The following is an 11,968-nucleotide window of genomic DNA, read 5'->3' as shown; positions in this document are numbered from 1 at the left end:
GCCTGACCGGCGAGAAATCCCGGCCCGACCTGGTCCAAGGTTGGGGGCAAGGTCACGACCGCTTGCGCCGCATCGAGATCGCTAGGTCGGTATCTGAAACTTCCGCACCGAGCATTGTAGTCAGCGACCCGAGCATTGAATCCGTCGATGGCGGCCGAGTTCGTGTCTGAGACCATGCCTTGCAGCGCCGTGAGGCGCGCTTTTTCAAAAGTGCAGTAGCGAACCTGGCTTGCCTCCAGCTCTAGGCCGCTGCCCACAGGCGGCGGAGACACGTCTGTGGCCAAGACCGCGTTGGCCACATCTTCAGCTGGCGCAGGAAGTGCGACATCATCCGCCGGCGGCGACGCAAGCTCAGCGGTGGGGGAGGCAAACGACGTCTCTGCCGTGGTCGCTTCTGGCACAGAATTAGGCGGCGAATAGCTCGAAGACCCGCCCCCATCTTGGGATATCAGATAGGCGACAAATGCCGCCGCCGCGGCCCACGCGCCCCATTTGAGGTAGCGACGCGTACGTTGCTGCTTGAGGCGCTCTTGCAGAAGGCGCAGCTGCGCACCTTCCTCGCCCGCGGGATTGGCGGCGACCATCAAGTCTACAATTCGGATGGCCTCCCCATGGTTCTTGGTTTCCAGAGCTCGGGTCAGCAGCCGGTGGTTGGCGTTGTTTTCCGAGATTCGGATGTCCTCCTTGATTTGATCAAGGAGGACAGGATCGCGAGGCTGGTAGAGCTCGATCAGGCCTTTGAGAAGGTTCAACGCCGCGATGGGATCGTCATGCTCGTTATTGAGATCGAGGGCGAACGAACGCACCATTCGGATCGGGGCGTCCGCATATTCGCTGCGAGCCAATGCGTCCATTGTGCCCACGAGGCCCAAGCGCAGCGCCGTTATCTGTGGGTGGGCGCCGTCCTTGAAGCCGCTCGCTCTCAGACCCGTGATGACGCCGCGGACCTGCTCTCGCGCTGAGGCCAAGGCCGCGAGCAGAGGAGAAATGGCTTCCTCGAGCTGTTTCTCGTCCGACAGGCGCGCCAACGTATCGATGTCGCCCTCAAGCTCGGCCGCGGCAGTCGGCAGTTCCTTGAAGAGGTGACGCATGACGGTGGCGACCGCATGGGCGTCGGCGAAACGCTGATGATCGTTGGCAAGGTCGATACAGTGGCTGCGAACTCGGCGGTAAATGCGAAGTGATCGCTCTTCATCTAGACCCGAAAGTTGGCTGTAGAGCTGAGCGGGCTGGCTCAACTCATCCCACGCGGCCAGCCTTTCGTTCACGCGGTCTACGGCCCTATCATGACCAGCCATCAGGTCGGAAAGAGCGGCATCAATGTCGCGCTCGATCTCTCCCAGGTGCGGGCTTGACCAGTGATCGTACTCGCGGAAAATCTCCTTCAGCATCAGATCATGCGCGTCGTTCCGGGCTTCCAAGACCGCCGTCAAAGCGGCGGGAGGATCAGTTTGCACGACGATCGCGGCGACCGCTGACCGCGCATGGCTGGCGCGCAACGCGCGCAAAGCTTCCTTGATCTGTGACGCCTCAACGCGAGCAAAGCCCGCCGTCGCTCGGGTACTGTTGAGCCACTCGAACGTGGCTTCGTGTGCTATTTGGCCGTGAGCCTCGATAAGCGCCGGAATAAACCGAACTTCACCCAATCGCGCGCACGCTTCGGCCGCAATATTGGCCAACGAAAGCGGCGGAAGATCTGGCAGCGCCTTCAGCAGAGCGTCCACGTCCGCACAATCAAGCATCGCCAAAAGCTGATTGGCTCTGCGGGGAGCAATGTCAGAAAGCCACGACAGTTCAGCAAAAAGCCGCGCGTTCGGCGTCAACAAAAGCTGCTTAGTTTTCAAAAGCGCCTGCTCGTCGTGCGGTCTCTCGATAACCGTCTCTTCGAAAGCATCTTCGATCTCGGCAATTTTCGCCCTGGGCGACACCCGCAGCAGCGCGAATGGATTTGCTTTTAGTGAAAAACCCTCCAAGGAACCCGACCTCACACCCCCCAAGCTTCATCTCGCACCCAATCACGCCTTGCGCTAGCGGCCGAGCTGTAGAAATCGTGACGATGTCGTCCAGAGGGTGAAAGACGCCTCCGAAGATCTCCTGCAAACCGCCTCCGTCCGCTTGCCTTGTGCGAGGGGTCTGGCAAAGAGCCCGGAACGCGGCAGCGTTTAAGAGTGCGAGTGGATTGGCTAAGGTCCCGCCCTGAGCTCTCCGCCGGCTGAATCGATTTCCCCCGCTCCTAGTTGTGGCTTTTGGACAATTATCTTGCGGAATTCGCGTTAAGTGTCCATATATGGACAATGTTTAGGACGGCCGCCGAAATCCTGCAAGACCTCGCTGGGCGCATCAAGGCGCGTCGGGTCGCCTTGGGCTGGCCACAGCTCGAGGCCGCTCAACGGGCCGGCGTCGCATACCGGACCTGGCGACGTTTGGAGAACGAAGGTCAAGCCTCGCTGGAGGACATGGTCAAGGCCGCTGTCGCCCTGCGCTGCGAGGATGCGCTGAGCGCCCTGTTTCCCCTCCCCGCCGCTAGTAGCCTCGATGCGCTCCTGGCGCAGCAGGCCGCCGGCGCCGCGAGACCGCCGACGCGTGTGCGGGCGCCCAGGTCACGACCTGCGAAGGCTCCGCGCCCATGAAGCTTGCGCCCGGGACTCCGCTGGCCGCCAACCTGGCCTTTGGCGAGGGCCAGCCCCCCCTCCCCGTCGGCCGGCTGGCCATGGCCGGCGGCCTGGCGCAGCTGGAATGGTCGCCGGAGCTGGTCGCCGCGCCTCTCCCCGTTTCGGCCCTACTCTATCCGCCCGAACCCGGCCTGCATCCCGCGCGCGGCCGGGAGTTTGAAGGTCTGCACGGTTTTCTCGCTGACAGCCTGCCTGAAGGCTGGGGCTTCCTCGTCATGCGGCGACGCTTGAGCAAGCTGGGCGTCGCTATCGAGACGCTAAGCGCCCTGGATCGGCTCGCCCTGGTCGGCGACCACGGCCGCGGCGCCCTCACCTACCGCCCGGCGACCGCGCCGCCGCCGGAGGTCGAAAGCCTCGATCTCGACGCCCTGGCCGCCGAGTCGACCGCGATCCTGACTGGCCACGAAGGCGCGCTGGCCGACACCTTGGCCACCCTGGCGGGCGGCTCGGGCGGCGCCCGGCCCAAGGTTCACGTCGGGTTCGACGACGAAGGGCGGGTCTCGGTCTCAGAAGGCGAGACCGCCGCCGGCCACGAGGCCTGGATCGTCAAGTTCGCCGCGACCAACGATCCTCCCGACATCGGTCCCATCGAAGCGGCCTATGCGGCCATGGCCGTGGCCGCCGGTCTGGCCATGGCCCCCTATCGGCTGCTGCCGTCAAAGACGGGGCCCGGCTATTTCGCCACCCGCCGTTTCGATCGCCCAGAGCCTGGTCGGCGCCTGCACATGGTCTCGTTGAGCGGCGCGGTCGAGGCGCCTTGGCGCACGCCCGCAAGCTACGATCTCTTCCTGCGCGCGACACTGGCCATCACCCGCCACGCTGACGACCTGCACGCGGCCTTCCGGCGCATGGTCTTCAATGTTCTTTCCAGCAATCGGGATGATCATACGCGGCAGCACAGCTATTTGATGGACGAGGCCGGGGAGTGGCGGCTCGCTCCAGCCTATGACCTGACCTATTCGACGGGGCCGGGCGGCGAGCACTACCTCGACATCGAGGGCGAGGGCAAAAACCCGACCCGCGACCAGGTCCGCAGCCTCGGACGTCGCCATGGTCTGCCCGATAGGCTGATCGACACCATCATCGATGAGGTCCGCGCCGCCGTGGCGGACTGGACGCGCTTCGCCAACGAGGCCGGCGTTAGCCGGGCGTCCCAAAGCGAAATTCAGTCCGCCCACCGGTCAGTTGTTTCGGCGTTCTTGACCTAAGTTAGGGTCGCGTCAGCCATGGCCCGCCCGCCGATTGGGTCGTGAATATCGGACACATAGACGACAGAGCGCTCTTTGATAGGGCCTCTCCCCCGCGCTGGGCACTTAGCCCAAGTGCTTGCACGCCCCTTACGCCGTGGCGCGCGCCGCGACGCGCTGGCCACGGGAGGCTCTCACACATTGACGAGGTGGGGCCCGACAGCCGGCTGCTCGTTTAGGATTTATTTACCATACGCCTGGATGAAGGTTTTCATCTTTGTTTTTGGCTAAATTCATTCAAACCTGCTCTCTCAGCTCAGGTTTGGCGATTCACAGTGGGGACGGCGACAAATGGATTCGATCGTGACCGAAGCGGATCGGATTGGCCAATTGGCCAACGCCGGCGAGCAAATGGTTGAGCGGCTTCGTCGAACAGCGTTTCTCCCCGGGCAGACCAAGAGCTTGGATGTTCGTATCGGCATCGCTGAGGCCGCCGAGCTACTGGGATGCTCGTCCAATCGAATCCGGATGGCCGAACAAGATGGTCGCCTCCCCTCCCCGCCTGAGTCCGAGAGCGGTCGCCGGATTGGCTATGATATCCCCGCCCTCTTGAACATGCGGCAGGTCTTGGGCGCCTCACCGCGACGTGGGCCTAACGATCCACCATTCATAATCACGGTTCAGAATTTCAAGGGGGGCGTTGGGAAGTCGACGGTTACGACGCACCTGGCTCACTATCTGGCCGTTGCAGGATATCGCGTGCTCGTGGTCGATTGCGATAGCCAGGCCACAACCACGACGCTCTTTGGGTTTAATCCTCACTTCGCCATACGGCGGGAGGAGACGCTCTATCCGTACCTGTCGATAGAACCCACCCAAGACGATCTGGCCTATGCGGTGAAAAAGACCGTGTGGCCAAACGTCGACCTCATCCCTTCGAACCTGCAGATGTTCGACATCGAGTATGAGCTCGCCGCGGCGGGAACTGGCGGCGGCGGGGTTCTGGCCTCACGGTTCCGTAAGCTTCGCGAGGGTCTCTTTGAACTGGCCCAGGACTACGACGTGGTTCTGCTGGATCCTCCGCCGGCGCTGGGGACGATCTCGCTTGCCGTAATGCAGGCCGCCAATGCGCTCTTGGTCCCGCTGGCGGCGACGACGCCAGATTTCTGTTCGACCGTTCAGTTTCTGTCGATGATGGACCAGGTCATCGGTCAGCTCACCGCAGCGGGCATCACCGTCGAGTACGACTTCTGCCGGCTGATATGCTCCAAATTCAACGCCAATGACCCGAGCCAAGACATGGTCCAGCGCGTCATGGATCAGGCGTTTGGCCCCGCTCTTCTGCCCATCCCCATCCTGGAGTCGGCTGAAATCAGTCACGCCGCTCTTCGGATGATGACGGTGTATGAGCTGGAAAAGCCGATCGGAACGCCAAGGACGCACAAGCGCTGCCGCTCCAACCTTGATGAAGCCCTTTCCCAGGTGGAACAGCTTGTCCGCCGTCGCTGGGGGCGTCCTTTGGTCCAATCTGGCCCCTCGCTGGCCGCAGTGACGGCCTGAGGCGTCTGGAGGAAGCACGATGTCCAAACGCCAATCCGACTACCTGAACTCCCTTCTTGGACCTGATCCGGCCGCTGTGGAGCCCGCGGCGGAGCCGGTGACGTCCGCGCCCCAGCCGGCGGCCGTGAGCAGTCCCGATCCGATCTCCCCTCCCCTCTCCTCTGCACGTACCGCGCCAGGTATGACCTTGCTCGCGCGAGAGTCCGCCTTGGCCCGGATCGCGGCGGGCGAGGTTAAACAGGTCACCCAGCTTCTGCTCGACCCAGCGCGCGTGCGGATCTGGGCGGGCAACGCGCGGCATCAGCAAAGCCTGAACGAGGCGGCCTGTCGTGATTTGATCGACTCTATCCTGGCCGAGGGCGGTCAGAAAGTGCCGGTGGTCGTAAGGCGCGTGTCAGACGACCCGCAGCATGATTACGAGCTCATTGCTGGAACCCGACGGCACTGGTCCATCAGCTGGCTGCGGGCCAATAGCTACCCTGATTTACAGCTTCTGGCCCAGGTGCAGTCGCTCGATGATGAGAGCGCCTTTCGGCTCGCGGACCTTGAGAACCGGGCGCGCAAAGACGTCTCGGATTTTGAACGAGCGAGGAACTATCGCGACGCATTGAAGAGCTATTACGGCGACCGGCAGATCCGGATGGCTGAACGCCTCAACCTATCCAAAGGCTGGCTCTCCAAGATGCTCTCGGTCGCGGATATCCCTGACTGGGCTGCTTCAGCATTCTCAGGGCTTGGCGATATCCAGCTGAAAACTTGCTACCCGCTCGCCCAACGCATCAAGGCGGTCTCGCAAGCTGACCCAACCGCCTTGAAGCGGATGCAGAAGGAAGCGGCCCGGCTCAAGCAGGAGCAGCGTTCGCGGCTGGACACGGGGCAGCCACCACTAGGCGCCGCTGAAGTCTCAGACGCGCTCATCAAAGCCGCACAATCGCCTAGCCAGGAGCAGGAGTCGCTGTTCGCAGCCGACTCGGTGCATGGTCGACGGGCTTTGTCTGTGCTTTCCGCCAATAGGAACGGTGCGACGCTTCGGATCCACGCGGGGTCAGGCGCAAGCGAGGCCGAACTGTTGAGCCTGGTGGAGCAAGCCTTGGCTTTTCTGCGGTCGCGCGGCCGAGGCTTCGCCGACTAGGCCTCAAAAGTTTCCCCGGGGAAACTTTGTTCGCGGCCCGCCAGGGTGGCGTGGGCATGGGTGAAGGAAGTTTCCCCGGGGAAACTCGCGGCGAGGGAAGAGAGACGGCGCGCTTGCCTGGAACGGTCGAGCATCATGGCTAGCAATACGAGCAAGGGGGCCGTGGAGCAGATCGACCTGTTTCTGCCCTATCTGGCTGATCTGAATCTCCGAGATCAGCGCGAGATGATGGAAAGGCCCTTCTTCAGCCTTTCGAAAAGCAAACGCACCAAACCGATCGACTACACCTCTCCCGACGGGAAGGTCTGGGTCCACGTTTCGGCCAATCCCGATTACGGCATGGCAACCATCTGGGACGCCGATATCCTGATCTACTGCGCCAGCGTCCTGAACGATTTGAAGGAGCGCCGGGTTAATGAGATCCCTCGCGTTCTGAAGGTCATGCCCTATGACATTCTGCGGAGTATCGGTCGTCCCGTAACCGGTCGCTCATACGAGCTCTTGGGGGCTGCGCTCGACCGCCTGCAATCGACCACGGTCAAGACCAACATCCGGGCGGATCAGAGGCGAGAGGCGACCTTCTCCTGGCTCGATAGCTGGAGCCAATTGGTCGATGAGAACACCGATCGCTCGCGCGGGATCTCGATCGCGCTATCGAGTTGGTTCTACGACGGCGTCTTGATGGCCGGCGGGGTTTTGTCGATTGATCGGTCTTACTTCTCAATCACTGGGGGACGCGAGCGCTGGCTCTACAAAGTCGCTCGCAAGCACGCTGGCGGGGCAGGGGAGGAGGGCTTTGCGATCGCCCTTCCGACGCTCTTTGAAAAATCTGGCGCCGAAGGCCAGTATCGCCGGTTCAAGTTTGAAATGACCGCGCTGGTCCGGGAAAACGCTATCCCGGGCTATGAGCTCTCGCTTGAGCCAGCGGTTACCTCCAAGGAGCCCCTACTACGCATTCGGCGAAAGTCCGTCGAAAAGGCGAAGCCCGTGAGCAAGACGCCGAAGAATGCGGCCGCTCCGAAGAAAACTGGCTTTACGACGTCCACGCCCAGACCCGTGGAACTGGAGCCGCGTGGCTACTTGACCGATGAGACATTGGCCCACCTTCGTGAGCACTACAGAGGCTGGGATTTCCACGCCCTGCATAGGGAGTTTCAGACCTGGCTCCATGGTCAGGATGAGCGTCAGCCCGACCGTTATCAGAGCGCCTTCATCGGCTTTGTGCGCCGCTACCACGAAAAAAACCGCCACCAACTGCGCGGTTAGCTAGCGGCCGGCTCGTCCGGGGAGGGTGCTTTGCGGCCCGACCTCACACCAACCGTTCCCGAAATGTCGTGCGGTGCTGGACGGCGGGGCGAGCGGAGCCGCCCTCCACGGCACGCAGCGCTAGCGACTGAACGTTTTTTCTAGGGGAACGTGGCAAAGTGATTCAATCGCGATTTGCCCGCGTGTTCGATTGACCTAACTTTGCCAGGCTTCGACACATCAGGAACGCAAGACGACACCTCAGGAACAGCCTATCGACACTCCAGGAACGCCACGCTCGATACATCAGGAACGAAAGCCCGATACTCCAGGAACGCTGTGGATAGATTCTTCCTTGGATTCTGGACCATTAGCGCGCTGAAGCCGCCCTTAACTCTTAAACTTTTTCTTCTCTAACCCTCTAACGCCATGAGATGTCGAAAGATCTGAAGGGAAGATTAGGTCGCATAAGGACGTTCCGCGCTGAACTCAGGCGCGCATGCTCGCGGCCACACATCCGACAAGCGCTATTGCAGGACCCGTCAGCAGGACAACAGCCCCAATCGTGCGCTCGCGGAGAGAGAGCGGCACCGCACCCCAAATTGGTCGCGGATGCAAAAGCTCATGAGCTCGAACGCCCTCAACGACCACTGTCAGCATGAAAACCAGCCAACCAAGCGGCCACCATAAAGCAACCAGTCCGTTGACCTGCTCTCGGACCTGTTCATCCTGCGCGGTCTGCCAGAGCATATTCGTTCAGACAACGGTCCCGAGTTCGTCGCCAAAGCCGTGCAGGATTGGATCAGCGCGGTCGGTGCCAAGACCGCCTACATCGCGCCCGGCAGCCCATGGGAGAACGGCTTCATCGAGTCGTTCAACGCCAGGCTCCGCGACGAGCTTCTCGACGGCGAAATCTTCTATACCCTCGCTGAAGCGAAGATCGTCATCGAAAGCTGGCGGCGCCACTTCAACACGGTGCGCCCGCACGGCTCGCTCGGCTACAAGCCGCCGGCTCCAGAAGTCTTCGTGCCCGCCATGACCGCGCGGGCGGCTGCGCTATCCAGACCGGCTACGCCGCCCGCGCTGGCGCCGAGGCCAACCGCCCACTAACATTCAACCCGGACCTCTCGGCGGGGGCGGATCAGACACCTGACATGGAACTGAATAGGAGATCGACCAATGACCATAGCCTCTGAAAACCCGACTGATAAGACGCAGGACATGCTGTGCAGCCTGTCCCGGAATTGGTGGGCATTCGTGTTACGCGGCGTGCTCGCATTGATCATCGCAGTGCTAGCCTTCGTCATGCCTGCGGAAGCGCTTCTGGCGCTCACGCTGGTCTTCGGCGCGTTCGCCTTTGCCGACGGCGTGTTCGGCCTCGTCGCCGCGATACGTAACATCCGCAAGGGCAAACGCTGGGGCTGGCTGATGTTCAGCGGCATTCTGGGCATCGCCACGGGCGTCGTCGTGGTTGTCTCGCCTTTTGTCGCGACGCTTGTGCTTGCGACATTCCTCTGGGCCAGCATCGCATTCTGGTCCGTGTTCTCGGGTGCCCTCGAGATCGCGGCAGCGATCCGCCTGCGAAAGGAAATCAACGGCGAAATCTGGCTGATCCTGAGCGGCCTTCTCTCGGTCGTTCTCGGTGTCGTCGTGACCTGGATGCTGCTGACGCGCCCGGTCGAAAGCTTCCTCGCGCTCGGCTGGCTGATCGGCTTCTACGCCGCGGTCTTCGGGGTGATGATGATCCTCCTCGGGCTACGGCTTCGCAAGGCGGATCGTTCGGACGGTGCGGCCTTCGATGACGCTCCCCCATCGGCAAAGGCGTGAGGTGCCCTGTGGTGGATGACGGGCGACTTGCCGGCGAGGAGGACGATTTCACCCGATGGGACGAAACGATCTTCGAGCGTTGCCTGGGGGCCGGCTTCAATCCCTTCGGCAGCGGACCGACGCCGATCTTCTTGCGGGACAGGGACGCAGAGGCGCCGGACGCCGATGCAAAGCCGTGCATGCCACCTGACACCGAAAATGCGAGGTGCTGATGTCGAACCGCCTGCCTGACTTGGCATTTCCTGCTGCGGCCGCTGCCTTGGGCATCGGCATCGTTTTCGTTTTTCGTTCGATGTATCTTGCCGAAGACATACTGCCTTTCGCGCAGGAGATGACGCTCATCTTCCTCGGCGCTGTCGTGACGATCATTCTGACCGCGGCGCTTCTCAATCGCCAGACCGATCTCGAGCTTCGCAAGGAAGGAAGGGTCATCATCCTCCAGCAGCAATGCGACATTTACATGGCCTGCATCGAGAAGGTCGCAGAGATCGTGGAAACCGCAAGGCACGATGCGAAGCTGATCGATGAACTGCGTGTTCTCAGCCACAAGCTGGCTGTGGTCGCGAGTGCAGGGGTCGTGTCCAGCTTCGAGCAGGTACTGGAGAGCTTGCAGTCCGGTTTTGCTGACGGCACGCTCTCGGACGGGGACGGAGAGGGCGTGATGAATGCCGTCGCCGATCTCACGATAGCGATGCGGTCGGACGTCCTGCACGCTGCTGCCTTTCCTTCGCAGAACACCGAACGCGCCGTTCGCCTGAATTCGAGGCGAATGGAAAAACTCGACGATCTCGAACGTCACCTTCTCGTATCCACCGACACCCGGGAGAACTGATATGCGCGGCCATAATCGCCCACCATTCCCGCCGAAAATTCCCGGAACCGATCTGCCATCCTGGGACGTGCCGACGGCAATCATCTACCGTCCTGCCCGTTCCGCGATGACATCGGCGCCTCGGCCCAACTACTGGGTCCTCGAGTTCGAGCCGTCCCGGCCGCCGCAGATCGAGCCGCTGATGGGATACACGTCCAGCGGCGATCCCTATCGTCCGATCCGGCTGAAGTTTCCGGATCGCGACAGCGCCGTGGACTTCGCAGAGCGGCAGGACTGGCATTATGTCGTGCGCGAGGACGCTGGGGGAGCCCGGATGGCGAACCCTTGGGCGGGTGAGACGCGCCACCGGCTGCACAGGGGCGTCGATGCCCCGGGAGCCTTCCGGGTCCCGTTCCGCCCCGATCGCCGCCTCTCAAGAGGCGTCCAGCATGAGAGCACGGCCGACCCGTCTACCAGCGACAGGGAGAGTTTCGATCCGGTCCTCGAAGCCTCGCTCGAATCCTTCCCCGCCTCTGATCCTCCGGCGTGGACGGGTGTGACAATTGCAAGAAAGACGACGGGATGACGGCCAGCTACATGCGCTCGGGGAAATGAGATGTTTCCATGGGCCGATACTGATCCACCCCCGTTGAATTGGTCCACCCTGAAGTATGTCTTTTGGCAGACAGGAGGACCGATATGCCGAAGAAGCGCCACAAGCCTGAAGAGATCGTCGCGAAGCTGCGCCAGGTCGATGTGCTGGTCTCGCAGGGGCAGCCCGTGGCCGATGCGATCCGCTCGATCGGGGTGACGGAGGTCAGCTACTACCGCTGACGCCGTGAGTTTGGCGGGCTGAAGACGGATCAGGTGAAGCGGATGAAGGAGCTCGAGGCCGAGAACGCCCGGCTCCGCCGCGCCGTCGCGGACCTGACACTCGACAAGCTGATCCTGAAGGAGGCGGCTTCGGGAAACTACTGAGCCCCGCGCGTCGCCGCGCCTGCATCGACCATGTCCGGCTCGCTCTGAAGGTGTCGGAGCGGCGGGTCTGCCGTGTGCTCGGGCAGCATCGCTCGACACAACGTCGGATTCCGCACGGACGCGACGATGAGGAAAAGCTCATCGCCGATATCGTCGAGCTGGTCCGCCAATACGGCCGCTACGGCTATCGCAAGATCGCCGAGTTGTTGCGTTCGACGGCAGGCTGGGTCGTCAACGACAAGCGGGTTGAGCGAATCTGGCGACGCGAGGGGCTAAAGGTTCCGGCCCGGCAACCCAAACGAAGCCGGCTCTGGCTGGGAGACGGATCCTGCATCCGCCTGCGCGCCGAGCGGCCCAATCACGTCTGGTCCTACGACTTCGTCGAGGATCGTACCCATGACGGGAGAAAGTATCGCATGCTCAACATCATCGACGAGTTTACCCATGAATGCTTGGCCATCCGTATCGACCGAAGGCTGAAGGCGATCGACGTCATCGACGTGCTCTCGGACCTGTTCATCCTGCGCGGTCTGCCAGAGCATATTCGTTCAGACAA

General features: G+C 62.1%; 9 protein-coding genes and 2 pseudogenes. 10 read left to right on the top strand and 1 reads right to left on the bottom strand.

Annotated elements, in window-relative coordinates:
* Positions 1–1,973: hypothetical protein (locus tag Q0379_RS13390; RefSeq protein WP_299009507.1), on the bottom strand; the 1,973-nt coding region annotated here is incomplete at its 3' end.
* 321 nt (positions 1,974–2,294) lie between these two features.
* Between Q0379_RS13390 and Q0379_RS13385 the strand changes: the two genes are divergently transcribed.
* From Q0379_RS13385 to Q0379_RS13340, 10 genes and pseudogenes are all read left to right on the top strand, one after another.
* Positions 2,295–2,630: a helix-turn-helix transcriptional regulator gene (locus Q0379_RS13385; RefSeq protein ID WP_299009504.1), complete on the top strand. Its 336-nt coding sequence runs from the start codon at positions 2,295–2,297 to the stop codon at positions 2,628–2,630.
* A complete protein-coding gene (locus tag Q0379_RS13380) occupies positions 2,627–3,880 on the top strand; it encodes a type II toxin-antitoxin system HipA family toxin (RefSeq protein WP_299009501.1) in 1,254 nt (417 codons plus the stop codon). The genes Q0379_RS13385 and Q0379_RS13380 overlap by 4 nt, the downstream gene beginning before the upstream one ends.
* Before the next feature lie 330 nt (positions 3,881–4,210).
* Positions 4,211–5,419 carry an AAA family ATPase gene (locus Q0379_RS13375; protein WP_299009498.1) on the top strand — a complete coding sequence of 403 codons (1,209 nt, stop codon included), beginning with the start codon at positions 4,211–4,213 and terminating at the stop codon, positions 5,417–5,419.
* A 19-nt stretch (positions 5,420–5,438) separates the two neighbouring features.
* Positions 5,439–6,551, top strand: a complete 1,113-nt coding sequence (locus Q0379_RS13370; RefSeq protein ID WP_299009495.1) for a ParB/RepB/Spo0J family partition protein — start codon at positions 5,439–5,441, stop codon at positions 6,549–6,551.
* Between the two features lie 162 nt (positions 6,552–6,713).
* Positions 6,714–7,817, top strand: a complete 1,104-nt coding sequence (locus tag Q0379_RS13365; protein ID WP_299009492.1) for a replication initiator protein A — start codon at positions 6,714–6,716, stop codon at positions 7,815–7,817.
* 681 nt (positions 7,818–8,498) lie between these two features.
* Positions 8,499–8,906, top strand: a pseudogene (locus Q0379_RS13360) (integrase core domain-containing protein); the annotation flags it as partial.
* A gap of 69 nt (positions 8,907–8,975) precedes the next feature.
* Positions 8,976–9,623 (top strand): HdeD family acid-resistance protein, encoded by a 648-nt coding sequence (locus Q0379_RS13355; protein ID WP_299009489.1) that lies wholly within the window; start codon positions 8,976–8,978, stop codon positions 9,621–9,623.
* Positions 9,624–9,834: 211 nt separating this feature from the next.
* Positions 9,835–10,455 carry a hypothetical protein gene (locus Q0379_RS13350; protein WP_299009486.1) on the top strand — a complete coding sequence of 207 codons (621 nt, stop codon included), beginning with the start codon at positions 9,835–9,837 and terminating at the stop codon, positions 10,453–10,455.
* Between the two features lies 1 nt (position 10,456).
* Positions 10,457–11,020, top strand: coding sequence for an NADH dehydrogenase ubiquinone Fe-S protein 4 (locus Q0379_RS13345; protein ID WP_012754162.1), 564 nt, complete (start codon positions 10,457–10,459; stop codon positions 11,018–11,020).
* A gap of 113 nt (positions 11,021–11,133) precedes the next feature.
* Positions 11,134–11,968: pseudogene (locus tag Q0379_RS13340) on the top strand (IS3 family transposase); the annotation flags it as partial.

This window comes from uncultured Caulobacter sp. (assembly GCF_937900395.1).
GTDB lineage: Bacteria > Pseudomonadota > Alphaproteobacteria > Caulobacterales > Caulobacteraceae > Caulobacter.
The sequence above is the reverse complement of the archived record's forward strand: the minus strand, read 5'-3'. Positions and strand labels throughout refer to the sequence as shown.